Source organism: Sphingomonas sp. OV641 (assembly GCF_900109205.1).
GTDB lineage: Bacteria > Pseudomonadota > Alphaproteobacteria > Sphingomonadales > Sphingomonadaceae > Sphingomonas.
The window spans coordinates 1,406,397-1,430,060 of sequence record NZ_FNZB01000001.1 but is presented as its reverse complement, the minus strand read 5'-3'; the positions used below and the strand labels follow the sequence as shown (position 1 = coordinate 1,430,060).

Here is a 23,664-nt window from a genome sequence, read left to right as displayed (position 1 = left end):
TGTCTATCATGCTTGTTCGAGGGTAATCCGATATTCCCATGGCGCGGTTCATTTTCATCACCGGCGGCGTGGTCTCCTCGCTTGGCAAGGGTCTCATGGCGGCGAGCCTCGCGGCTCTCCTGCAAGCACGCGGATATCGCGTGCGAATCCGCAAGTTCGATCCTTATCTGAACGTCGATCCGGGCACGATGAGCCCGTACCAGCATGGCGAAGTCTATGTGACCGACGACGGGGCGGAGACGGATCTCGACCTGGGCCATTATGAACGCTTCACCGGCGTCGCGGCGCGGCAGAGCGACAATGTCACGTCGGGCTGGATCTACCAGCAGATCATTCAGCGCGAACGGCGCGGCGATTATCTGGGCGCGACGGTGCAGGTGATCCCGCACGTGACGGACGCCATCAAGGCATTCGCCCGGGACCAGACCGACGACCTGGATTTCGTGCTGTGCGAGATCGGCGGAACGGTGGGCGACATCGAATCGCTGCCCTTTATCGAAGCGATCCGGCAGCTGAAGAACGAAGTCGGCCGCGGCAATGCGATCAGCGTGCACGTGACGCTGGTGCCCTATATCGCCGCTGCGGGCGAGCTGAAGACCAAGCCGACGCAGCATTCCGTGCGCGAGCTGGCGGCGCTGGGCGTGCAGCCTGACGTTCTCGTCTGCCGCTGCGAACAGCCGCTTCCGCCGTCCGAACGCGCCAAGATCGCGCTGTTCTGCAACGTGCCCGAGACCGCGGTCATCCCCGCGCTGGATGCGAAGAGCATCTATGCCGTGCCGCTGCAATATCATGGCGAGGGGCTCGATTCGGAAGTGCTGCGCGCATTCGGAATCACTCCGTCCTCGCCGCCGGATCTCACCCGCTGGGAGCAGATCGTCGATCGCCTGACCAATCCGGAAGGTGAAGTGACGGTCGGCGTGGTGGGCAAATATGTCGGCCTGCAGGACGCCTACAAGTCGCTCAACGAAGCGCTGGTCCATGGCGGCATCGCCAACAAGGTGAAGGTCAACATCCGCTGGATCGACGCCGAGCTGTTCGAGAATGACGATGCGGAGATCGCGGCGCAGCTCGAACCGTGCGACGCAATCCTGGTACCGGGTGCGTTCGGCGAGCGGGGCGCGGAAGGCAAGATCGCCAGCGTCCGTTTCGCGCGTGAGCGGGAGATCCCCTATTTCGGCATCTGCTTTGGTATGCAGATGGCGTGCGTCGAGGGTGCGCGTGATCTCGCTGGCATCGAGAACGCCTCGTCGACCGAGTTCGGCCCCACGCCGGAGCCGGTTGTCGGCCTGATCACCGAATGGATGGGTCGCGACGGGCTGGAGAAGCGCGAGGCGGAAGGCGATCTGGGCGGGACCATGCGGCTTGGCGCCTATGAGGCTAAGCTGGACGGCAACAGCGTGGTTGCCTCGATCTATGGCGACACGACGATCCATGAACGTCACCGTCACCGCTACGAAGTGAATACCGGGTACAAGGAAGCGCTGGAGAAGGGCGGGCTCGTCTTCTCGGGCATGTCACCCGACGGAACGCTGCCGGAAATCGTGGAGCGGCCCGATCACCCGTGGTTCGTCGGCGTACAGTTTCACCCCGAACTGAAGTCCAAGCCGTTCGATCCGCACCCGCTGTTCGCCAGCTTCATCGGCGCCGCCGTCAAGCAGAGCCGGCTTGTCTGAGCCATCGGAGGGCGACCTGCCGCCCTGGCGGGTCGAATCCTCCCGGCGCGTGATCGATGATCCGTGGCTGCGGGTGCGCGCGGACGATTGCGTGACGGAAGAGGGCGTGCGGATTGCGCCCTTCTTCGTCACCGAACATCCCGACTGGGCGATCGTGATCGCCGTCGATGAAGACGATCGGCTGCTGCTGGTCGACCAGTATCGGCATGGCTGGGGCATCACGAGTCGCGAGCTGCCGACCGGTGCCGTCGATCCCGACGATGCCGACCCGATCGCCGCCGGGCAGCGCGAGCTGCTGGAGGAAACGGGCTATGGTGGCGGCGAGTGGACGCTTGTCGCAACGCTGGCGCCGAACCCGGCCAATCAGTCCAACCGCTGCTACGCCCTGCTCGCCAGGGGCGTTCGGCAGCTGGCGAAGCCCAAGGACGAGCCGACCGAGCGGCTGCGCCTGATCGCGCTTCCCGTGAAAGAGGCTATGGCGATCGCCCGAACGGGCGGCATCGTTCAGGCGATGCACGTCGCCGCGCTTGCCATGGCGATGCCGGACGAGTGGAGCGCGAGCGGCGCATCAGCCACGACGTTATCTGACCGGGGCAAGTGAAGCCGGCTCCAGGATCATGCCCCTGGTAGGTGCGTCCGGGGCAACTTTCGCTTCTAAAATGAAGGCGCCCGGGCCACTGGCCCGGACGCCCCACGACGCCTCGAAAGGGAGCAAAGAGGCGCCGAGCAGTTAGGCGGCTTGTGCCTCGTTCTCGTCACGCTTGTCCTCGACCACGGTCGGCTTCTGGCCGGACTTGATCGAGATGCTCTTCGGCTTCATCGCCTCAGGCACTTCGCGTACCAGATCGATCACGAGCAGACCGTCGTTCAGCCGGGCATCCTCAACGAACACGAAATCAGCGAGTTCGAAACGGCGCTCAAAGCTGCGGGTCGCAATGCCGACATGCAGGAAGTTCGGGCCGGTCGCCTTGTCGTCCTTCTTGCCCGCGACAAGCAGAAGGTTCTGCTGCGCAGTGATCTCGATCTCGTCGCGCGAGAAGCCCGCCACGGCAAGCGTGATGCGGTAGCGATCCTCGGCCAGACGCTCGAGATTGAAGGGCGGATAGTTCTCGGTCGACGAACGGCTATTCGCCTCGATGAGGTCGAACAGGCGATCGAAGCCGATGGTCGAACGGCGATAGGGGGTGAGATCCAGACGCATCTTCAATTCCTCCAGTGAGCGAGTTGAAAAGCGGCGGCGTGCATAGTGCCACGTCACCGGCTGTGCGGCCCGTACGCGGCGCCGCACGCAAAGAAATCTGGTGCGGTCAAGTGACTTTTCAAGAGGCCCGAATCAAAATCCCCTAAGCTGATGGAGTATTGATTACCTACTTAATCGATGGGAGAAGGTGCATGATCTAAATAGGGGTGGATCATGTCGATAACGCTTGCCTTCATTCTCGCTCAGGCCGCGGTGGCGCCAGCTGGCGATCAGCCGGTCCAATCACCAAGCGGAGTGCCAGCCGATCCGGCCAGCCAGGCGCCCGACGGGCAGAATGGGGAGCCTGCCGACGAGATTGGCCGATTGGGGCCGGCGCAACAGGCCGGAGGCGATATCGTCGTAACGGCCCGGCGCAGGGCAGAAACCGTGCAAGACGTGCCGATCGCCATGTCCGTCATCGGCGGCACCGCATTGGCGGAAACGGGCGCGTACAACGTCAACCGCCTGACGCAGCTTCAGCCCTCCCTGCAATTCTATTCCACCAACCCGCGCAATTCCGCCGCCAACGTGCGCGGTCTGGGCGCGCCGTTCGGCCTGACCAACGACGGGATCGAACAAGGCGTCGGCATCTATGTCGACCAAGTCTATTACAGCCGCATCGCCTCGGCGACGTTCGACTTTACCGACACGGAGCGGATCGAGATCCTGCGCGGTCCGCAGGGCACGCTGTACGGCAAGAACACGACGGCCGGCGCGATCAACATCACCACGCGCAAGCCAAGCTTCGAGACGGAAGCGCGCGCGGAAGTGACAGGGGGCAATTACGAGTTCTTCCAGGGCAAGTTCTCGCTATCCGGGCCGTTGGTGGACGATGTGGTCGCCGCGCGTGTTTCTGGTTCGCTCACCACCCGTCGCGGCACGATCTACAACACGCTGCAGCGCGAGTGGCAGAACAGCCAGGACAAGATCAGTCTGCGCGGCCAGATGTTGTTCCAGGCGGCGCCGAATTTCGATGTGACGCTCTATGCCGACTACAATCGGCAGAACCCCAATTGCTGTGTGCAATATTATGCACGCGTCGGCGCCACCCAGCGCCCGCTTTCGCGCCAATATGCGGCGCTCGCCGCAGCCTTCGGTTATGCGCCGCCATCAACCGATCCGTTCGACCGGCGAACGGACGTGGACACCGACCTTCAGGCGAAGCAGGAATTGGGAGGCGCATCAGCGCTGGCCAACTGGAACCTAGGCGCGGGAACGCTGACATCGGTGACGGCGTGGCGCTTCTGGCACTGGAATCCGTCCAACGACCGAGACTTCATTGGCCTTCCGATAACGACCGTGTCGGCCAACCCGTCGCAGCAGAGTCAGTTCACGCAAGAGCTGCGCTTCGCCTCGGACACCAAGGGAGCAGTGGATTACACCGTCGGCGCCTTCTACTTCTACCAGACGGTGGATACACAGGGGTTGCAGGTGCAGGGTCCGGCGGCGAGCCGCTTCCTGCTCAATCCCGGCAACCCGCCCTTCGGCCCGAATGGCTGCGCGACGGCCACGGCGGCGGCCTGCAACCCGGCGGTGTTGAACGGGCTTACCTCGCGCAACGAGATCGGGTTCAAGAACACCTCGGCGGCACTATTCGGCAAGCTGACCTGGCGACCGACGGAGAAGCTGGAGATCGCGCCGGGCCTCCGGGTAAATTACGACAAGAAGGAGGGCGATTACGTTGCCACCGTTACCAATGGCAGCGGCAGTACTACGCTGACCAACGATCAGCGCGGCGTGCTGGCTCCGCAAAGCTACAGTCCCGAGTTCGACAATTGGAATATCTCGGGCGACATCACCGTCGCTTATGAATTCGCACCGGATATCAATTATTACGCCACTTATGCGCACAGCTACAAGTCAGGCGGCATCAACCTTTCCGGCCTGCCGCTCGACGGCGCCAACAATCCGATCCTGGCGGTTCAGTCGATCGATCCGGAGACTGTGAATCACTTCGAACTGGGGCTGAAGACCCAATTCTGGGATCGCCGCGCGACGGTGAACATCGCGGCATTCTGGACCGAGATCGATGATTATCAGGCCACGGTGAACAACCAGCAGGTGGGCGTACTTCGCGGCTATCTGGCCAATGCCGGCAAGGTGCGCACGCGCGGCGTGGAGGTGGACAGCGCGTTCCGCCCGGTCGAGAACCTGAACCTGTACCTCAATGGCGCCTATACGGACGCGAAATACGTCCGCTTCGTGGATGCGCCGTGCCCGCCGGAACTGTCGGGCGGCACGACCGCTGCGGCGGGGCAGGCGGCAAGTGCGCCGGGTACGCCGGGCGGGATCAGCCCGCAGTCTTGCGACATTTCCGGCCAGGTGCTGCCTGGCGTGTCGAAATGGGCGTTCAGCTATGGTGCTGAATACGGCATTCCCACCGAGCTCGGCGGCGTCTCGGGGCAGGTGTATATCGGCTATGACGGCAGCTATCGTTCGCGCTTCTCGTCCAACCCGTCGCCGTCGCGCTACACCTGGGTGGATGGCTATGCGCTGTCGAACTTCCGGCTGGGCTTCAAGAACGATGACGGGCTGAATGTCTTCGCATGGCTGCGCAACGCCTTTGACGAAGACTATTTCGAGCTGCTGGCGACACAATCGGGATCGACCGGCCTGATCGTGGGCCAGCCCGGTGATCCGCGCACCTATGGCATCACGCTGTCGGCACGGTTCTGATCCGGCCGCTCAGTCCCGCAGATGATCGCTGAGGTAAGCGATGAGCGCTTCCACACGGGCGGGGCGCAGCGGGCTGGGCGGGGTCAGGAGGTGCAGGCCGATCGGTTCGGGCCGCCAGTCGGGCATCAGCTCCACCACCGATCCATCGGTCAGCGCGCTGCCGAGGATGAAGGCGGGAAGGCGAGCGATCCCCAGGCCGCCGACCAGCGCCGGCACCAGTGCCTCTCCGCTGTTGGCGGCGAGCGGGCCCTGCGCCTTGACGGAAATTTCCGCGCCGCCCGGCCCGCGAAAGCGCCACGGCCCGACCAGATTGGTATAGCCGAGCAGCTGGTGTTCGCCGAGCTGGCCAGGGTGCGTCGGGATGCCGTGACGTTCCAGATAGGAGGGCGCAGCGACCATATAGGATTGGATCGAGCACAGGCGCCGCGCCCGAAGCGAGCTGTCCGGCAGGTCCGCGATGCGCAGTGCCACATCGAATCCCTCAGCGACGATATCGACGCGGGCGTCGGAGAGATGCAGTTCCACCTCGATGCCGGGATGATCGCCAAGAAAGCGGGTGAGAAGCGGAGCGACATTGCTGACGCCGAAGGTCATGGGTGCGGCAAGCCGGATCCTGCCCACCGGATCCAGCGCCCCGTCGCGCGCGGCTTCTTCCGCGGCATGGGCCGAAGCAAGGATCATGGCGGCATGTTCCGCGAGGGGGCGGCCGGCCTCCGTCAGCGCCAGTCGACGCGAGGTGCGGTGAAACAGCGACTGGCCAAGATCCGCCTCGAGCCGCGAAATCGCCTTGGAGATGGTCGCCTTGCTCAGCCCGAGCGCCTCGGCAGCGCCGGTGAAGGAGCGGTGCTCGGCCACGGTGGCGAAGATGGCCCAGGCTTCGAGGTCCGGAAGGCGCATGGCGGCGACTCTTGTTGTTGATGCCGAGCGCAGCTTATTACTAGAAACAATCAGTTTCAATCGTTTCTGTTTATGTGGATCGGCTGTGATCCTACCTTCGCTTCAACACACGGAGGTTTATCATGACCGACACCCGCAACGACATCGACGTCAGACCGTTCGCCAGCCTTGGGCATGCCGATCACGGGTGGCTGGATGCGCGACATCATTTCAGCTTTGCGAGCTATCATGATCCGGCCCGCATGGGCTGGGGCGCGATCCGCGTCTGGAACGACGACACGATCGCGCCGCAGGCCGGCTTCCCACCGCATCCGCACAGCGACATGGAGATCATCACCTATGTTCGCAGCGGTGCGATCACGCATCAGGATTCGATGGGCAATCGGGGGCGCACCGGCGCAGGCGACGTTCAGGTGATGAGCGCCGGCTCCGGCGTTCGCCACGCCGAATACAATCTGGAAAGCGAGCCCACGACGCTGTTCCAGATCTGGATCCATCCGCGCAGCAGCGGCGGCAGCCCAAGCTGGGGTGCGAAGCCGTTTCCCAAGGGCGACCGCTCTGGGCGCTTCGTCACGCTGGCGAGCGGGTTCGCTGAGGACAATGATGCGCTGCCGATCCGCGCCGATGCGCGGGTGCTGGGCGCGACGCTGAAGAAGGGCGAGCGCGTCACTCATGTCGTCGGTGAAGGTCGCCACGCTTATCTCGTCGCCGCGACCGGTGCCGTGACCGTGAACGGCAAGGCCGTGTCGACCCGTGACGGCGTCGCCCTGGAGGGCGGATCTTATGACATCCTGGCCGCCGAGGACGCCGAACTCGTCCTTGTCGACGCAGAGTGATCGATACCGCGCCGCCTGTTGAGGGCGGCGCGGCGACGGACCAACATTTCGCCCGAGAGGGCCAATCAACGGAGATGCGCGATGACGAAGGTTCTTGTTCTCTATTACTCATCCTACGGCCACCTGGCGACGATGGCCGAGGCCGTGGCCGAAGGCGCGCGTGAGACCGGCGCCCAGGTGGATGTACGCCGCGTGCCGGAAACGGCGCCCAAGGAAGTTGCCGCTGCAGCAGGCTTTCGGGTTGATGAAACTCACCCTCAGATCGAAGGCGTCAATGCGCTGGCCGATTACGACGCGATCATCATCGGCGCGCCGACGCGGTTCGGGCGCATGCCGAGCCAGATGGCGGCGTTCCTTGACCAGGCCGGTGGTCTGTGGGCGCGTGGTGCGCTGAACGGCAAGGTGGGCGGCGCCTTCACCTCGACCGGCAGCCAGCATGGCGGCCAGGAAGTGACGCTGTTCTCGATCATCACCAACCTGCTTCATTTCGGCATGACGGTGGTCGGCCTCGATTATGGTTATCATGGCCAGATGACCATGGAAGCGATCCATGGCGGCTCGCCTTATGGCGCAACGACTCTCGCCGGCGGCGATGGCAGCCGGCAGCCCAGCGATATCGACCTGGGCGGTGCCCGCTATCAGGGCAAGCGGATTGCCGAAACGGCGGCCAAGCTGACCGCCTGATCCCCGATGCCTCGATCGATCGGCCGCGGCTCACCTGTATGAGGATGGGCCGAGGCCGATCGTTTCGTCCGTGAGAGGCGGTGTGACGGACCACCTCCTCGGACGATAACTGCGATCAGCGATCGCTGCGATCGCGGCGCCGGTCCTTTTTCTTGCGTTTGCCTTTTGTCGGCTCCTCGGCAGGTGCGGGCGCAAGCGTGGGGACGACGGCGGGCGGGACGATCACTGGCGCCGGATCGACCGCAGGATTGGCAGCGAAGTCCCGGCGCGCGCGTGCGAACAGGAAACGCGCACGCGCCGCCCCGGGCGCCGCGCGAGACACGCCTACCCAGCGCCAGTGCCACGGTTCCCACTTCACGCCCTGCTTGTTGCTGGCCGGGAACGACATCTCGAAACCGTAGCGCGCTGCATTGGCAGCGAGCCAGCGGAACGCCGGCTTGGCGGCCATGCAGGCTTCGGCGTCGGGGCAGCCATCTGCCGGACGGACGGTGAAATCCAGCGCATAGCCGGTTGCATGTTCGCTATGGCCGGGAGGAGCGGCCGAGATCGCCCGGTCGACCCCGCTTTCGCTTTCGCGCGTACGACAGAAGGTGCTCTGCTGATGCGACAGCGAGCGGTGGCAGGAAAAGGCGTACAGGCGGCCCTGTACCGCAGGGTCGCCGGCCGCCGCGGCAATCAACCGCTGCAGATCAGCGATCACTTCAGGCCGCAACCGGCATGGCCCCACGGCAAGATAGGCGGGCGCGGCGGCCAATGTTCCCGGCGCGGCATCGCCATAGGGTAAATGGCCGAGCGCCCGCCCATCCTTGCCGATGGAGACGCTGACGCCGTTGCACAATTGTGCCTGAACGGGGGTGGCGGCAAAGAGGATGAGGAGCGGAATGTGACGACGCATCCTTGTCACTCTGGCCTCCGGACGCTGGTGATGGCAAGGGCAGCGGCATGATTGGAGATCAGGTGCTGTTCCTCGATGGCGAGGCGTTGATCATCGACAAGCCGGCGGGCCTGCCGGTCGATCGGCCGCGCGACGGCGCGATCAGCCTCGAAAATCATCTTTCGAACCTCACCTTTGGTTTTCGCCGGTGGCCGCAACCCGTCCACCGACTGGATCGGGATACGAGCGGTTGCCTGCTCCTGTCGCGCAATCCCAAGGCGCATGCCCGGTTCCAGCAGGCGTTCGAAAGCGGCGCCGTAATCAAGCGATACCTCGCCATTCTGGACGGCGTGCCGGGCGGCGGCGAGGCGGGCGAGATCGACATGCCGCTTGCGAAGACATCCACGGCGGAACAGGGCTGGCGAATGCGCCACGATCCGGGGGGCAAGGCGGCGCGCACCGCATGGCGCCTGATCAAGGTGCAGGACGGGCAAGCGCTGGTCGAGTTTCGTCCGGCGACCGGGCGGACGCACCAGATCCGGGTCCATGCGGCCGAAGGTCTCGGCGTGCCGGTGCTTGGCGATCCGGTTTACGGACGTGCGCACCGTTCCGGCATGATGCTGCATGCGGCGGAGCTGATCGTGCCGCGTCCCGGCAAGTCGGATGCCGCTGCGCAGGCGCCATGGCCCGCGCGGTTCAGGGATGTGGGCTTCGATGATTGACGTGCCCGAGGAGGCGCTGGAGGAGCGCTTCCTCGCCGCCTCCGGGCCCGGTGGACAGAATGTCAACAAGGTGGCCACGGCATGCCAGCTACGCGTCGATGTCTTTCGTCTTGGACTGCATCCGGAAACCTACAGGCGGCTAAAGCTGCTGGCGGGATCTCGGTTGACGACATCGGGAACGCTGGTGATCACCGCGCGGCGCTTTCGCACTCAGGAAGCCAATCGCACCGATGCGCGCGAGCGTCTGGCCGAATTGCTCGTCAAAGCGGAGGAACGCGAGGCGCGCCGCGTGAAGACCAAGCCGAGCCGCGCGGCCAAGGCGAAGCGGCTCGACGAAAAGAAGGGCAGAAGCACCGTCAAGGCAGCCCGGGGCAAGATCCGGGACTATTGAACGGTCTGAAGCGTGTATTATATTGCCCATACACCTTGTGGCAGGACGGCGATGGCGAAAAAGGGCAAGAAGAGCGGCTTTCGAATCCCGAAGGAGATCGGTGGTGTCAAAGTGCCGAAGGAGGCACGTCGCGCCGGTGAAGCCCTGATCGAAAAGGCCAACAGTCCGGCTGGCCGTCAGGCGCTCGCTTCCGGCCTGGCGATGGCCGCGACGGTCGCCGCCGCGGCTGCGGCTCGCCAGAACCGCCATGCCGAGCCCGCGGCAAAGCCAGATTCCGCCTGCGGCGCGCCAGGCGCGGGCGGCACTGATGCAAGTCGCGTGGCAGACGCCATTGGTGAAGCGGCCAATGCATTCATGAACCGAATCTTCAACCACAAATAGTTTGCCGGGGCGCAACAGATTGGCAGCGCCGCTTTCCTTGCCACCGCCGCTAAGTTAACCATCGGTGAAAACAACCGGGGGCGGGGCGTGTGGCAAAGCCATCGAGATTGGCGGATCAGTTCCTGGGGGCAGCAATTGAGCCCGGACGTTGGCTTGATGTCCTGCAAGAACTGGCAGAGCAAACGGGATCGGACCACGCCCAACTCATTGGGGTCGGTCCGAACTTTTCCCTGGGATTCAATTGGGTCAGCGACATGGACGCTGCCGCCCACGCGCTGGCCGATCGCGCGGAACTTATAACCCCGTCGACCAACTATCGCGTGGCGACCGGCGTTTCCCAGTCATTGCGCACCATCGCCTGGGAAGAGAGCTACGACGCAATCAAGCCACGGCTGGTCGATGATGCCTATCTCGATCTCTGCAGTGATCTTCGGATCCCCTTTGGCTGCCAGACCAACCTGATCGTCGAACCGGATGGCCTTGTCGGCTTCGCTTTACTCCGGTCCCAGCGGAACGGGGCCACAACCACGGAGACGCGCGCCCTGTTTGCGAGCGTGTGTTCGTCCGCGGGAGCTGCGGTTGCGCTCCAGCTGGGGCTGGAGCGGGAGGGCTATAAACTGGTCGCCGGCGCACTGGAGGCGATGAGCATCGCGTGCTTCGTGCTGGATCGCTCCATGGCCGTGCGCGGGACGAGCCGGGCGGCCGAAGATCTTCTCGCCAATGGTACGCTCATGCTGGTCGATGGTCATGTCGCATCACCGTCGCCCGCGGTTCAGCGCCTGCTGGCGAAGGCGACGAATGACGTCATGACGGGGCGGCTGGCTGCCACCAGCGTGGCAGCTCCTGACCCCGCCGGCGCGTTGACCTTGAAGATCCACCGCCTGCCCGCACGCGAGTGGAACATGGGATTTGCGCCCTATGCGATCCTGATCGTCAACCATCCCGGCGCGGACAACGCGGCGCATGTCGCTCTCCTTCGCGAGACGTACGGGCTGACCGTCGCGGAAGCGGAGATTGCCGTGATGCTTCGCCTTGGCCGCGCAAGGGATGCAATATGCGCCGCGCGCGCCATCACCCGGGAAACCCTGCGCAGTCACTTGCGATCTTTATTCGCCAAGCTGGGTGTGAAGAGGGAGACCGAGGCCATTCACCTGCTTCACACCCTGCTGCATTGATGGGGGAGATCAGCGCCGCTGCGCTGCCTGGGGCGACACTTCATGCACCGCCTGCACGTCAGGATAGGGCATGATGAGCTCACCATCGGGCGCGGCGGTGTAGGTCGTCTGCGTGGGATAGGGGATTGATACCCCTTCCGCATCGAAGCGGCGGTAAATGGCGAGGCCAACGGCATGCCGCGCATCATAAGCGGTCTGATAGTCCGCCGCCGGCGTATCGAATTCGAGTTCAAAGTCGACCGACGACGCACCAAAGGCGACAAAGCCGGCGCGCACGAACACCTGGCCGTTCTGCTCAACCTCTTCCTTCAATATCTCCGGAAGCCGGTTCAGCACGTCGCGATCGGTTTCATAAGCCACGCCGATGGGCAGCTTGGTCCGCCGACGTTCCCGCTGCGTGTTGTTGATGATCTCCTTGTCGAGGAGGTTGCGGTTCGAAATGATCCGCTGCTCCCCGTTGATCCCCCGGATACGGGTGGACTTGAGGCCGATTTCCTCGACGGTGCCGGAGCTTGCATCGTAAGTGATCGCATCGCCGCGACGGAACGGTCGATCAAAGATGATCGCCAGCGCGGCGAACAGATCGGCGAAGATGCCTTGCGCCGCCAGACCAATGGCAATGCCGCCGACGCCAAGGCCAGCGACTAGGCCCGTGACGTTCACGCCCAGGTTGTCCAGCACGACGACCAGTGCAATCGCGAACACGGCGATGGTGACCAGCAGGCGAATGAGACCCATGGCGTTCATCAGCGCTTCGCCGGAATAATTCTCGGCACGGGTGCGATGCTCGATCGCGCCAAGGATCAGCTCACGTGCCCAGGTCGCCGCCTGGAACACCGCCGCCAGTGTGAAGAGGAAGTTGATCGTTTTCGCCACGATGGCAGGCGGATCGGCATAACCAGTTACCAGCTGCGCGGCGACCATCACGATGAAGAAGGTGCTGGTGCGCGCGATCGCACGCCCGAACACGGCCGACCAGCCCATGCCCGTGTGCGATCGACGGGCCAGCCGGGGGCCCAGGCCGCGAAGCCACAGGAGAGCGAGCGCGATGGTGGTGCCGATCGCCAGGGCGATCGCGATCTGCAGCCAGTGCGCGCTGAACCACTCGACACTGGAATTCCAGAATGCGGAGATCTGCTGTTGAACGTCGTCGGAAGAGATTTTCGGCAATGGTGCCGCGCTGTTCTTGGCTGTCATCCGATCCTTCTACGATGATTTCACTGGGCAGTGCGCCAGGACATGTCGCCATGTCGAGCGCGATTGAAAGTGCGCGTGCTGCATCCGGCGGGCGTCAGCGTCGCACGCGACGGCGCCGCGTGGAGACGGGAAGTCACGCCGCCTGTTGCGTGCTGCCGTTCTCGCCCGTTTCTAGAAAGGCGATCAAGCCGCGTTCGGCCCGGCTGAGCCAGCGCGTGGTGCGCGGCAGGTTCAAGCTTGTGCGGAACGCTTCCTGCCCATCCTTGATCAAGGCGATCAGCGCGGGATGAACATAAGACTTCCTGGCGATCGCGGGCGTGTTGCCCAAGCGCTCCGTAACCGGCGCGAGCAGCGTCTTCAGGCTGATGTCCTTCTTCGCATGCGCCAAGGTTTCAAAAGCAATCACGCTCGCTCCCCAGGTGCGGAAGTGCTTGGCGGTGAAATCCTCACCCATCGCTTCCTTGATGTAGGCGTTGACGTCCGAGGATGTGATCGGGCGTGCCTCGCCGCAATCATCGATATACTGGAACAGCTTCTGCCCGGGCAGATCCTGACAGCGCTTCACGAAGCGGGCGAGGCTGCCGTCGGTAATGGTCAGCATCCGCAGCTTGCCGGATTTGGCCTTGTACTGCAGCTTCAGCGTGCTGCCACGGATCTGGGCGTGGCGATCGCGCAATGTGGTGACGCCGAAGCTCTTGTTGCTCTTGGCGTAAGTCTCATTGCCGATGCGCAGGTGCGCGATGTCCAGCAGCTTGACGATCGCGGCGATCGTCTTCTCCTTTGGATGGCCCCGCAGCTTCAGATCAGCCTCGACCCGCTCCCGCAGCTTGGGGAGCCCGCGGCCGAAGGCGGCGCAGAGATTGTATTTCTCATCCTCGCGCGCGGCGCGAAAATCGGGGTGATAGCGATATTGCTTCCGGCCCTTTTCGTCCCAGCCAACCGCCTGAATATGTCCGTTCGGATCGGGACAGAACCACGCATCTCGATAGGCCGGCGGCAGGCCGATCGCGTTCAGCCGGTCGATCTCGTCGCGATCGGTGATGCGATTGCCTTCAGCGTCGAAATAGCCCCACCCATGACGCATCTTCTTCCGGGTGATCCCGGGTTCCTCATCGTCATGATACACAATCTTTGTCGACGGCACCGGCCAACCTCCACATATCGCGGGAAATGCGCGGACGGTCGCAGCGGTTCCGGAACGGGCAGATGCGCCGCCGGTTGTGAGGGGGACCTGCAAACAGGAGTTCCCCCGACATGACCGATCTGTCCCACGCCCGCGTGCTCATCATTGCCACTGACGGATTTGAAGATGCCGAGCTGTTCGAGCCCCGTCAGGCGCTGCTCGACGCGGGCGCACAGGTGGCCTTGGCCTCGATCAAGACCGATCCGATCCAGGGTGTGAAAGGTGATACCGATCCGACGCGGACGATCACCCCGGACCTTACGTTGGATCAGGTGGACACCGAGGATTTCGACGCATTGCTGCTGCCGGGCGGGGTCGGCAACCCCGACAAGATGCGCATGGAGGATCGCGCCGTGGCGATCGTCGGGGAGTTCATGGACGACGACAAGATCGTGGCCGCCATCTGCCATGCGCCCTGGCTGCTGGTGGAGGCGGATGTGGTGGACGGCCGCCGCGTGACGAGCTGGCCGTCCGTGCGCACCGATCTGGAGAATGCCGGCGGGGAAGTGGTGGATGAGGAAGTCGTGATCGACCAAAACCTCATCACCAGCCGCAAGCCGGACGACATTCCCGCGTTCAGCCGCGCGCTGATTGCGGCGCTGGAGGACGAACTCGCCGGTTGACGGCTTGCGCCGCACTCATGCGCAGCCCACGGTGCCGAGCATGACAGGCGAGGTTAGGCCGGCGGCGGTTGAACGCCACTTCATCGAGGTGCCTGCCACAGGGCCGACCAGGCCAGTGTCGCGGGCGCTGGCCGACGAGGTGCCGATCGCGATCGAGTGCAACGGCCTGGCCTATGCCGTGCTGATGGCAACGCCCTCTTCGGTGGAGGAGCTGGCAGCCGGTTTTGCGCTTGGCGAGCGTTTGATCGATGGCGCGGATGACCTCCGCGCCATCGACGTTCAGGATGCGGGAGAGGGGATCCTTGCCCGCATCACGCTGGCACGGCGTGTGGCGGAGCGGATCACGCAGCGCGTACGTCACCGCAGTTCGGACGCATCCTGCGGCCTTTGCGGCGTGGAGACGCTGGCTCAGGCATTGCGACCGCTGCCCGCCGCCGCACGCTGGAACGGCGACGATGCCGCGGTGTTCGCGGCCTATCACGCGCTGCGGGATCACCAGCCGCTCAACGCGCGGACCGGTGCGGTTCATGCCGCCGCCGCCTGCTCGCGCGCTGGTGAGGTGCGCGCGACCTATGAGGACGTTGGGCGCCACAATGCATTCGACAAACTGATCGGGTCGATGCTGCTGCGGGGACAGGGATGGGACGGCGGCTTTGCGCTGCTGACGTCCCGCTGCTCCTACGAGCTGGTGGAGAAGGCGGTGCTTGCGGGATGCCCGATGCTGGCCACCATATCAGCTCCGACGCAGCTTGCGGTGGAGCGCGCCGCGACTGCGGGGCTGGCGCTGCGATCGCTCGTGCGCGCGGATACCTTGCTGGCGACCGAGTGATGCTCTGCGCTGGCGAGCGGATCCGGTCCGCCGGCCTCAAGTGAACCAAATTCGCTATCGTGGCCGGTAGGTGGGCGCGTGAAAGTCCGCTGGCTTGTTCGCGATCCAGCCGAGGAAGCGCGCCATCGTTGGCAAGGCGCGTACCGCTTCCATGTTCGCCAAACGTGCCAATGTTTTATTGTCGACAGTAGCATGGATCGCCCGATGGCAGATCGGGTGAACCGGTGCGGTTTGCGTCCCGCCTCTGCTTTTTGGGACGACGTGATGCCACTCGATCCGCGAGCCAAGTGGCCGGCGACACAAAGCGCAGGCGGCTGGTAACGGTGTTTCACTGCGCGCTTCCGCGGCGGCCATGGCGATCTTGCGCTTAACCCGTCCCATCGCCCGTTCATATAGTGGCAGCGAGACCGGCTTGCAGCGCCGCGCGCAATCGGCATAACAACAGATAAGTCAGCCGGCTTACGATCGGCGACACCAGGAGAAGATGCATGGCGGAACCGCACCCCTTGTTCGATCTGACGGGCAAGGTCGCGCTGATCACCGGGGGCTCGCGCGGGCTCGGTCGAGAGATGGCGCTGGCCTTCGCGGATGCGGGCGCGGACGTGATCGTGTCTAGCCGCAAGGCCGAAGCGTGCGAGGCGGTGGTCGCCGAGGTGCAGGCGAAGGGCCGCCGCGCCGCCGCCATCCCGGCGCATGCGGGCAAGTGGGATGAGATGGATCGGCTGGCCGATGCGGCATGGGAGACGTTCGGTCGGCTCGATATCCTGGTCGCCAATGCCGGCATGGGGCCGCTGGTGCCCAGCCATGAAGTCTCAGAGGCATTGTTCGACAGCGTGGTCGGGCTGAACTTCAAAGGGCCGTTCCGGCTGATGGCCAATGTGGCGCATCGGATGGCCCAACCAGAATCGAACGGCGGCGAAGGCGGAGCGATCCTCGCGACTTCCTCCATTGCCTCGCTGCGGCCCACGCCGATGGTGGTGCCCTATGCCGGGGCGAAGGCGGCGCTGAATGCGATGGTGTCCAGCATGGCGCGTGAATACGGGCCGAAGGTGCGCGTCAATGCGATTGCCGCCGGGCCGTTCCTGACCGACATTTCGAAGGCGTGGACCGATGAGGCGCGCGAGAAGACCGACAGCGCCTCGGGCCGGCCGGGGCGGCCGGAAGAGATCGTCACCAGTGCCCTCTACCTCGCCAGCCCGGCATCCAGCTTCGTCACCGGCACCGTCATCCGCTGCGACGGGGGCTGCTGATGGCGCGCGATCTGGAGGCGACGGCAGTCGATGCGGCGTGGCTGACCAAGCGGCTGCGCGGCGCCGGCGTGCTGCGCGAGGCGAACGTGACGGCGGTCAGCGCGACCCCGGTGGGCGTGGGAATGTTGGGCGATTCGATCCGGTTCGAAGTGAGCTATGACGCGGACGAGGGCGCGCCGGGATCGTTCGTTGGCAAGTTCGCCAGCGCGGATCCGACCAGCCGACAGACCGGTGCAGGCTTCGGTCTGTACGAGCGCGAGGTCGGTTTCTATCGCGAAGTGGCGCATACCGTTGCGATCCGCTCGCCCGGGTGCGTCTCGGCCGAGCATGATCCGTCCGACGGCGCCTTCGCGCTGCTGCTGGAAGATCTGACGCCAGCGCGGCCGGGCAATCAGCTGACCGGATGCGACATCGCCGATGCCGAGCGCGCGATGGAGCAGGCGGCGGCGCTGCACGGACCGCGCTGGAACGACGCCAGCCTGCGCGACCATGCGTTCCTGAATGTCAGCGGCGCGCGCGAGTTCGTGATCCAGGTCTTCCCCGATTGTCTGGCCGAGTTCCACCGCCGCTATGACGGCGTGCTGGAGCCCGAATATATGGCGGTTTGCGATCGCTATGGCGCTCTTATGGCGAGCGCGCCGGTGCAGGAGCCGACCAGCTTCACGCTGACGCACGGCGATTTCCGGCTCGACAACATGCTGTTCGACGCGCGCGGGGGCGAGGTGCCGCTGGCCGTGCTCGACTGGCAATCGCCGGCAATCGGGTTAGGCGCGGTGGACGTCGCCTATTTCATGGGACTGGCGATCTCGATCGAAGATCGGCGGCAGCATGAGCGGCATTTGCTGGAATATTATCTGGAATGCCTGCGCGGCTATGGCGTGCGGGATTATGACTATGACGCGCTGTACCGCGATTACCGGCTGACCTTGCTGTCGGGCGTGTCGACCGCGGTGTTCGCCTCGGCCTCAACCAAGCGGACCGAGCGTGGGGACGCGATGTTCCTGGCGATGGCGCGCGGCGGATGCGCGCAGGCAATCGATTGCGATGCACTGGCGCTGATGGGGTGAGGCGTGGGCTGATTTGGGTGGCCGGTGGACATCGACTGCCCCGCCCGCCTCCGAGCTAGGTAAGTCATTGGGTTCTTCCGGCGAACTCCACTCGATCGCTGTTGCGGAAAACGAGAAATCGGGAACCGCCGCCAATCGTTTGAGGGTCTGATAGCTCGACAAGCCAGACGTCGCCCGCTTCGAAACCGAAGTAGTACAGTTGGGTCCCCTTCGGAAAGTCTTTGGCATAGTGGCTTAGCGCATAATCTCGCGCTCGCAGAAACGGGTCGTCAGATCGGGACGGCTTGGCGCAGGCCGTGGCTAAGCTTGCCCCTACTAAGGCCCCGGCCAGCAAGGAGGCGACAATCGCGAGCACGGCGGTTCGTATGGTCATCAGCCGATACTGACCGTTCGCGCGAATGGCTACAAATGGGCGATAGCGCCCACATCTTGTTCGTCGTCATCCCGCAGAGGCGGGGATCCATAAGTCCGCACCTCGCGGAGAAAACGAACGCTGCATGAACGGGGTCCCGCCTTCGCGGAAATGACGGATGAGGTGGCGCGAGGGTGTGGCCTGCTGTCACGCCCTCGGCAGCCACTCCGTTAGGATCGCGTTCACCGCCTCCGGCGCTTCCTGCTGCACCCAGTGCGACACGCCGGACAGCCGCCGGATCGTCAGGTCCGGCACGTAGCGGTCAGTGCCGTCGAGCGTTTCGAGGCCGAGCGCCTTGTCCTCCTCACCCCAGACGATCAGCGTCGGCACGTCGACCTTGCCGTCGCCGGTCGGCATCGATCGCCGGTGGCGGGCGGCGGCGCGGTACCAATTTACCATCGCGGTGAGCGCGCCGGGGCGCTGCGCGGCTTTGGCGTAGACATCAAGAACGTCGTCGGGAAAGCGGCTCTTGTCGACCGCCATGCCGCGGAACGCCTCGCGGATGCCCTTCGCATCGTTGCGGCCGAGCGACCATTCGGGGACGACGGGGAGCTGGAAAAAGGCGACGTACCAGCTGCGCTTGCGCTGCGGCCCGTGCTTCAGCGCTTCGGCGAAGCAGGCGGGGTGAGGCAGGTTCATGACGACCAGCCGCTCGATCGGGCGCTTCTTCCAGATCGCGAACAGCCAGGCGATTGCGCCGCCCCAATCGTGTGCCATCAGCGTAAGTTTCTTCGCGCCGCTCGCGTCGAACAGCGCCGCGGCGTCCTCGACGATCTTGTCGGGGGTGTAGTTCGCGACGCCTTTGGGGCGGAAAGACGCGCCATAGCCACGCTGATTGGGCGCCCAAGCACGGTAGCCCATCTCAGCCAGCAGCGGCATCTGGTAGCGCCAGGAGAAATTCAGCTCCGGGAAGCCGTGAAGGCACAGGATCAGGTGATCGCCGCTGCCGGCCTCCGCCACCTCGAACGTATGGCCATTCACCGTCACGTCCCGGATCGTGATGCCGCTGTCCGCGGGCGGAGACCAGCTGGAGGTCATGCGGCGGCGCCTTCCGCCGCCGCGGCGGCGTAGCGGTAGAGGTTGGGCTGGCCGGTCCAGGCGGTCTGGCCGCCGTCTGCGACGAACGCGGCGCCGGTGACATAGGAGGCGGCGTCGGAGGCGAGGAAGGCGATCACCTCGGCCATTTCCTCCGGCGTGCCAGCGCGCCCCATCGGGATGGTATCGTGCCAGCCTGCTTCGAGGCCGGGGATCGCCTTCGCGCCGGCGGTGAGCGGCGTGGCGATGAGGCCCGGGCAGAGACAGTTGACGCGGATACCCTCCCGGGCGTGATCGACCGCGAGGCTGCGGGTGTAGTTGATGACGCCGGCCTTCGCCGCATTGTACGCGGTGAATCCATAGTCGCCACCCAGCCCGGAAATCGACGCAGTGTTGACGATCGCGCTGTTGCGTCCGGTCATATGTGGGATGGCGGCGCGACAGGCGTAGAAGACGGCGTTCAGATCGATCGCGATTACCCGCTCCCATGTCTCCGGCTCAAGCTCGGGCGTGCGGCCAAAGCACCCGATCCCGGCATTGTTGACGAGAATGTCGATGCGGCCGTGTTCCTCGGCGGTGCGGGCGACGAACGCTTCTACCGCGGCGCGATCGGCGACGTCGGCGGTGAGCGCGAGGCCGCCGGTTTCGTCAGCAATCGCCTGTGCCGCCCCAGGTGCCAGATCCACTACCACGACCATCGCGCCTTCGCGTGCCATCAGCCGGGCCGTCGCCGCGCCGATGCCGGAACCACCGCCAGTGATGAGCGCCACCTTGCTCTTGAACCGCATCCTACTCTCCTTTGTGCGGCCCGGTTGATTCGGCGCTCGCTTCCGGCCATCATAACTTTCGTTATGGCTGCGAAAAGAGGCAGCCGGGGAGAGGGACATGGCGGAGAGGAAACGCGCCTGCATCATCGGGGCGGGCTGCTCGGGCTTCACAACCGCAAAGCGGCTGAAGGATGAAGGCATCTCGTTCGATTGCTTCGAGATGTCGGACGATGTCGGCGGAAACTGGTACTATAAAAACCCGAACGGCAAGTCGGCTTGTTACCAATCGCTGCATATCGACACGTCCAAGTGGCGGCTGGCGTTCGAGGATTATCCCGTCCCCGCGAACTGGCCCGACTTTCCCAGCCACGCGCAGCTCTGGCAGTATTTTCGCGATTACGTCGACCATTTCGGGCTGCGCCCGCTGATCACCTTCAACACCGAGGTGAAAAGGGCGGAGCGTCTGGCGGGCGGCGGATGGCTCATCACGCTGTCGACTGGCGAGACGCGCGAATATGAGACGCTGTTCGTCTGCAACGGTCACCATTGGGATCCCAATGTGCCAAGCTACCCCGGCACGTTCGACAACCCGCATTATCATGTTCACAGCTATCGCGATCCGTACGATCCCGTGGATCTCCGAGGCAAGAACGTGGTGGTTGTCGGCATGGGCAATTCCGCCATGGATGTTGCCAGCGAGCTGTCGCAGCGGCACCTGGCGAAGAACTTGTGGGTTTCTGCCCGGCGGGGCGTGTGGGTGCTGCCCAAGATGGCGGGGGGCAAGCCGATGGACAAATCGGCGATGCCAACCTGGATTCCGCGAAAGATCGGCAAGGCGCTGGCGCGGCGGGCGGTGAAGAAGCTGGTCGGACGAATGGAAGATTACGGTCTGCCCAAGCCGGACCATGAGCCGCTTGACGCCCACCCCAGCGTCTCCGGCGAGTTTCTTACGCGGGCAAGCTGCGGCGACATCAAGTTCAAGCCTAACATCAAGGCGCTGGAGGGAACGCGCGTCCGCTTCGAGGATGACAGTGTCGAGGCGGTCGACGCGATCATCTATGCCACCGGGTACAAGATCAGCTTTCCCTTCTTCGACGATCCCAGGTTGCTGCCCGACACGCAAAATCGCTTCCCGTTGTTCAAGCGGATGGTGATCCCAGGGATCGATGACTTGTTCTTCATGGGGCTGGCCCAGCCGTTGCCGACGCTGGTCAATTTCGCGGAGCAGCAGTCCAAGCTGGTCGCCGGGTTCATGACCGGTCGCTACGCGCTGCCGTCAGTCGATGAAATGCAGCGGATCACGAAGGAGGACGAGGACCGCGAACTGGGCGACTATTACAAGTCGCAGCGGCATACGATCCAGGTCGATTTCGCGCGCTATGTCGCGGATCTGCACAAGGAGGTCGCCAAGGGCGAGCGCCGCGCCCAGGCACAGACTGGAAGGCAGGCGGCGTGACCGACACGTTGGTCCGCCCTTCCGTATCGGCACGTACGCTCGACGCGGATGACCGGGCTGCGCTGGTCGATAGCATGCGGCGCTTGCTCGCTGACCGCTGCACGGAAGCGGATGTCCGCCGGATCATGGACAGCGAGAGCGGCCATGATCCGGCGCTCTGGCAATCGCTGGCGGATCTTGGCGTCGTCGGGCTGATCGCGCCGGAAAGCGCAGGCGGCGCAGGATTGGGGCCGGTCGAGCTTGGCCTCGTGATGGAAGAGGCGGGCGCGGCCTTGCTGCCCGCGCCTTTGCTCTCGACGGTGATCGCCACCATGCTGGCACCGGACCTGCCCGGATTGGCCGACGGGTCGCAGATCGCCGCCGTCGCTTTTCTCGACCGTTTCGACTGGACTGGCCGAAGTGCCGTTCGCATTGAGGGCGAGTGCGTCACCGGCACGGCGCGCTTCGTGCCTGACGCGGCGATTGCCGACACCATCCTTGTCGCGGCCGATCAGGGCATCTTCGCAGTGGAGCGTGAACATGCGGACTTCACGCCGCTGCCGGTGTTCGACCGCACACGGCGCATGGCTGATGTTTCCTTCCGCGGGCCGGCGCGGCGGATCGGCGACGCCAGCCGGATCAAGGCGGCGCATGATCTCGGGATCGTCGCCCTAGCCGGCGAGCAGGCTGGCGGCGCGCGGCGTATGCTGGAGCTTGCCGTGGCCTATGCCACGGATCGCCACCAGTTCGGCCGTGCGATCGGCAGTTTCCAGGCGATCAAGCATATGGCGGCCGACCTGCTGCTGGAGAGCGAGTCCGCTACTTCCGCCGCGCGCGATGCGGCGCGTCAGCTGGCTGATGATACACCAACAGCTGATGCTGCCGTGGCGCTGGCGGCGTTCGCCTGTGCCGATGCATTCGTGCGCGTGGCGAAGGACGGTATCCAGATGCACGGCGGGATTGCCTTTACCTGGGAGCATCCGGCGCATCTCTATCTGCGTCGTGCCCGATCCGGCGCGCAGCTGTTCGGCGACAGCACCGTTTGGCGCGAAGCATATATCGGGGCGCTGGAGGCGCAGGCATGAGCATGACCGACGAACAGCTCCGGGCCGAGGTCGAGGCATGGCTGGCCGAGCACTGGAAGGGCGTACCGGCGCATCATGAGAGCTTCGGCCGCGATCCGCGCAGCGAGTGGCTGGCGAAAGTGCGGGATGCTGGCTGGGCCGTGCCGCGTTGGGCAAACGAATGGTACGGGCGCGGGCTTTCAAACGATCAGGCGAAGATCGTGGAGCGTGCCTTTGCGGCGGTCGGCGCCCCGGGGGCCGGCCAGGACCGGTCCAACCTGTGGGCGAACACGGCACTTGCCCACGCCACCGACAGCTTCAAGCGGACGATCGTGCCGCAGCTGCTGGCTGGCGAAGTGGGCATGTGCCTGCTCTACTCCGAACCCGGCGCAGGATCGGATCTTGCGGCGGTGCGCACGCGTGCCGACAGGGTCGAGGGCGGCTGGCGCGTCACCGGGCAGAAGGTGTGGACCAGCGGCGCGCGGGTCGCCGATTATGGCATGCTGATCGCGCGCACCGATTGGGACGTGCCGAAGCATCGCGGCATCAGCTTTTTCTTCTTGCCGATGAAGCAGGAGGGGGTGGAGGTCCGCCCGTTACGCCAGATCACCGATGAGGCACACTTCAACGAGGTGTTCATCGACCATGCCTTCATCCCTGAAGAGAATCTGCTTGGACCGCTGAACGGCGGCTGGGGCGTGCTGCAGACCGCGCTTGCCTATGAGCGTTCAGTGATGGGTGACGGTGCGCGCGGGCCACGATCGGGCGCGGAGGGGCCGAAGGGCGATTATTCGCTACTCGGCCTGGCGCGCGAGGCAGGGCGGCTTGGTGACCCGGTGGTGCGGCAGGATGTGGCGCAGGCGATCGCGTGGCGCGTGCTGAACAAGCTGAATACGGCCCGCGCGAAGGCCGAACTGGCGCAGGGCACGTCGTCTTCGATCATGTCGCTGGGCAAATTGGCGATGAGCCGTATCCTTCATGAGGAAGCGCGCGTGCGCACCATGTTGCTCGGACCGGAAAGTCTGCTGGAAGGTCCCGATCATCCGCGCGCGGAAGATGCGAACTTCCTGACGCTGAACGCCTATTTCACCTCCATTGGTGGTGGCACGGATCAGATCCAGCGCAACATCATCGGTGAGCGGGTGCTGGGCTTGCCGAAGGAGCCGGAGGTGGATCGCACCATCCCATTTCGCGAGGTGCGCGCAGGCTGACGGATCAACGGACCGGCCGGGGATGAAGGCACGTGAGATGCC

General features: G+C 64.6%; 25 protein-coding genes. 16 read left to right on the top strand and 9 right to left on the bottom strand.

What is annotated here, in order from left to right:
* Positions 1-38: 38 nt before the first annotated feature.
* Positions 39-1,673 carry a CTP synthase gene (locus tag BMX36_RS06785; protein WP_093064094.1) on the top strand — a complete coding sequence of 545 codons (1,635 nt, stop codon included), beginning with the start codon at positions 39-41 and terminating at the stop codon, positions 1,671-1,673.
* Entirely contained in the window at positions 1,666-2,274 is a 609-nt protein-coding gene (locus BMX36_RS06780; RefSeq protein WP_093064093.1) for an NUDIX hydrolase, read from the top strand. Before BMX36_RS06785 ends, BMX36_RS06780 begins: the two co-directional genes overlap by 8 nt.
* A gap of 129 nt (positions 2,275-2,403) precedes the next feature.
* Here the strand turns inward: BMX36_RS06780 and BMX36_RS06775 are convergent, their stop codons facing one another.
* Positions 2,404-2,874, bottom strand: a complete 471-nt coding sequence (locus tag BMX36_RS06775) for an Hsp20 family protein (protein ID WP_066779785.1) — start codon at positions 2,872-2,874, stop codon at positions 2,404-2,406.
* A 213-nt stretch (positions 2,875-3,087) separates the two neighbouring features.
* Here BMX36_RS06775 and BMX36_RS06770 point away from each other — a divergent pair, with 213 nt between their 5' ends.
* Entirely contained in the window at positions 3,088-5,589 is a 2,502-nt protein-coding gene (locus BMX36_RS06770; protein WP_093064092.1) for a TonB-dependent receptor, read from the top strand.
* A 9-nt stretch (positions 5,590-5,598) separates the two neighbouring features.
* Here BMX36_RS06770 and BMX36_RS06765 read toward each other — a convergent pair whose 3' ends face one another.
* Positions 5,599-6,486, bottom strand: a complete 888-nt coding sequence (locus tag BMX36_RS06765; RefSeq protein WP_093064091.1) for a LysR family transcriptional regulator — start codon at positions 6,484-6,486, stop codon at positions 5,599-5,601.
* Positions 6,487-6,608: 122 nt separating this feature from the next.
* On the opposite strand from BMX36_RS06765, the gene BMX36_RS06760 reads away from it, so the two are divergent.
* Positions 6,609-7,322 (top strand): pirin family protein, encoded by a 714-nt coding sequence (locus tag BMX36_RS06760; protein ID WP_093064090.1) that lies wholly within the window; start codon positions 6,609-6,611, stop codon positions 7,320-7,322.
* An 81-nt stretch (positions 7,323-7,403) separates the two neighbouring features.
* On the top strand, positions 7,404-8,006 hold the full coding sequence (wrbA, locus tag BMX36_RS06755) for an NAD(P)H:quinone oxidoreductase (protein ID WP_093064089.1): 603 nt from the start codon (positions 7,404-7,406) through the stop codon (positions 8,004-8,006).
* A gap of 115 nt (positions 8,007-8,121) precedes the next feature.
* Here wrbA and BMX36_RS06750 read toward each other — a convergent pair whose 3' ends face one another.
* Entirely contained in the window at positions 8,122-8,901 is a 780-nt protein-coding gene (locus BMX36_RS06750) for a M15 family metallopeptidase (RefSeq protein WP_093064088.1), read from the bottom strand.
* A gap of 47 nt (positions 8,902-8,948) precedes the next feature.
* On the opposite strand from BMX36_RS06750, the gene BMX36_RS06745 reads away from it, so the two are divergent.
* The 4 genes from BMX36_RS06745 to BMX36_RS06730 all read left to right on the top strand — a co-directional run bounded on the left by BMX36_RS06745 (position 8,949) and on the right by BMX36_RS06730 (position 11,549).
* A complete protein-coding gene (locus tag BMX36_RS06745; protein ID WP_093065326.1) occupies positions 8,949-9,602 on the top strand; it encodes an RluA family pseudouridine synthase in 654 nt (217 codons plus the stop codon).
* Positions 9,595-9,993: an alternative ribosome rescue aminoacyl-tRNA hydrolase ArfB gene (gene arfB, locus BMX36_RS06740; RefSeq protein WP_093064087.1), complete on the top strand. Its 399-nt coding sequence runs from the start codon at positions 9,595-9,597 to the stop codon at positions 9,991-9,993. The genes BMX36_RS06745 and arfB overlap by 8 nt, the downstream gene beginning before the upstream one ends.
* Positions 9,994-10,044: 51 nt before the next feature.
* Positions 10,045-10,374: a hypothetical protein gene (locus BMX36_RS06735; protein WP_066779737.1), complete on the top strand. Its 330-nt coding sequence runs from the start codon at positions 10,045-10,047 to the stop codon at positions 10,372-10,374.
* Between the two features lie 254 nt (positions 10,375-10,628).
* Positions 10,629-11,549 (top strand): helix-turn-helix transcriptional regulator, encoded by a 921-nt coding sequence (locus tag BMX36_RS06730; protein WP_093064086.1) that lies wholly within the window; start codon positions 10,629-10,631, stop codon positions 11,547-11,549.
* 9 nt (positions 11,550-11,558) lie between these two features.
* Here BMX36_RS06730 and BMX36_RS06725 read toward each other — a convergent pair whose 3' ends face one another.
* Together BMX36_RS06725 and BMX36_RS06720 are read right to left on the bottom strand one after the other, a co-directional pair.
* Positions 11,559-12,746: a mechanosensitive ion channel family protein gene (locus BMX36_RS06725; RefSeq protein WP_093064085.1), complete on the bottom strand. Its 1,188-nt coding sequence runs from the start codon at positions 12,744-12,746 to the stop codon at positions 11,559-11,561.
* A gap of 133 nt (positions 12,747-12,879) precedes the next feature.
* Positions 12,880-13,830: a DNA topoisomerase IB gene (locus BMX36_RS06720; protein ID WP_082746224.1), complete on the bottom strand. Its 951-nt coding sequence runs from the start codon at positions 13,828-13,830 to the stop codon at positions 12,880-12,882.
* A gap of 170 nt (positions 13,831-14,000) precedes the next feature.
* On the opposite strand from BMX36_RS06720, the gene BMX36_RS06715 reads away from it, so the two are divergent.
* Together BMX36_RS06715 and fdhD are read left to right on the top strand one after the other, a co-directional pair.
* Complete coding sequence (locus BMX36_RS06715) at positions 14,001-14,552, top strand: type 1 glutamine amidotransferase domain-containing protein (protein ID WP_066779730.1); 552 nt, start codon at positions 14,001-14,003, stop codon at positions 14,550-14,552.
* 40 nt (positions 14,553-14,592) lie between these two features.
* Positions 14,593-15,381, top strand: a complete 789-nt coding sequence (fdhD, locus tag BMX36_RS06710) for a formate dehydrogenase accessory sulfurtransferase FdhD (protein WP_093064084.1) — start codon at positions 14,593-14,595, stop codon at positions 15,379-15,381.
* A 54-nt stretch (positions 15,382-15,435) separates the two neighbouring features.
* On the opposite strand, the gene BMX36_RS22070 is transcribed toward fdhD, so the two are convergent.
* Positions 15,436-15,735, bottom strand: coding sequence for an HNH endonuclease (locus BMX36_RS22070; RefSeq protein WP_082746220.1), 300 nt, complete (start codon positions 15,733-15,735; stop codon positions 15,436-15,438).
* Positions 15,736-15,869: 134 nt separating this feature from the next.
* On the opposite strand from BMX36_RS22070, the gene BMX36_RS06700 reads away from it, so the two are divergent.
* Both BMX36_RS06700 and BMX36_RS06695 read left to right on the top strand, forming a co-directional pair.
* Positions 15,870-16,631, top strand: a complete 762-nt coding sequence (locus tag BMX36_RS06700) for an SDR family NAD(P)-dependent oxidoreductase (RefSeq protein ID WP_066779728.1) — start codon at positions 15,870-15,872, stop codon at positions 16,629-16,631.
* Complete coding sequence (locus tag BMX36_RS06695) at positions 16,631-17,698, top strand: oxidoreductase family protein (RefSeq protein WP_093064083.1); 1,068 nt, start codon at positions 16,631-16,633, stop codon at positions 17,696-17,698. Before BMX36_RS06700 ends, BMX36_RS06695 begins: the two co-directional genes overlap by 1 nt.
* A 64-nt stretch (positions 17,699-17,762) precedes the next feature.
* On the opposite strand, the gene BMX36_RS06690 is transcribed toward BMX36_RS06695, so the two are convergent.
* The 3 genes from BMX36_RS06690 to BMX36_RS06680 form a co-directional block, all read right to left on the bottom strand.
* Positions 17,763-18,071 carry a hypothetical protein gene (locus tag BMX36_RS06690; RefSeq protein ID WP_093064082.1) on the bottom strand — a complete coding sequence of 103 codons (309 nt, stop codon included), beginning with the start codon at positions 18,069-18,071 and terminating at the stop codon, positions 17,763-17,765.
* A 186-nt stretch (positions 18,072-18,257) separates the two neighbouring features.
* Positions 18,258-19,148, bottom strand: coding sequence for an alpha/beta fold hydrolase (locus BMX36_RS06685; RefSeq protein WP_093064081.1), 891 nt, complete (start codon positions 19,146-19,148; stop codon positions 18,258-18,260).
* Complete coding sequence (locus tag BMX36_RS06680; protein ID WP_093064080.1) at positions 19,145-19,933, bottom strand: meso-2,3-butanediol dehydrogenase; 789 nt, start codon at positions 19,931-19,933, stop codon at positions 19,145-19,147. The genes BMX36_RS06685 and BMX36_RS06680 overlap by 4 nt, the downstream gene beginning before the upstream one ends.
* Positions 19,934-20,030: 97 nt before the next feature.
* Here BMX36_RS06680 and BMX36_RS06675 point away from each other — a divergent pair, with 97 nt between their 5' ends.
* Genes BMX36_RS06675 through BMX36_RS06665 form a run of 3 tightly spaced genes read left to right on the top strand, consistent with a single transcriptional unit; the run spans position 20,031 to position 23,622 of the window.
* Positions 20,031-21,368, top strand: coding sequence for a flavin-containing monooxygenase (locus BMX36_RS06675; protein ID WP_093064079.1), 1,338 nt, complete (start codon positions 20,031-20,033; stop codon positions 21,366-21,368).
* Entirely contained in the window at positions 21,365-22,432 is a 1,068-nt protein-coding gene (locus tag BMX36_RS06670) for an acyl-CoA dehydrogenase family protein (RefSeq protein WP_218142142.1), read from the top strand. Before BMX36_RS06675 ends, BMX36_RS06670 begins: the two co-directional genes overlap by 4 nt.
* Entirely contained in the window at positions 22,429-23,622 is a 1,194-nt protein-coding gene (locus BMX36_RS06665; protein ID WP_218142141.1) for an acyl-CoA dehydrogenase family protein, read from the top strand. The genes BMX36_RS06670 and BMX36_RS06665 overlap by 4 nt, the downstream gene beginning before the upstream one ends.
* Positions 23,623-23,664: the final 42 nt, after the last annotated feature.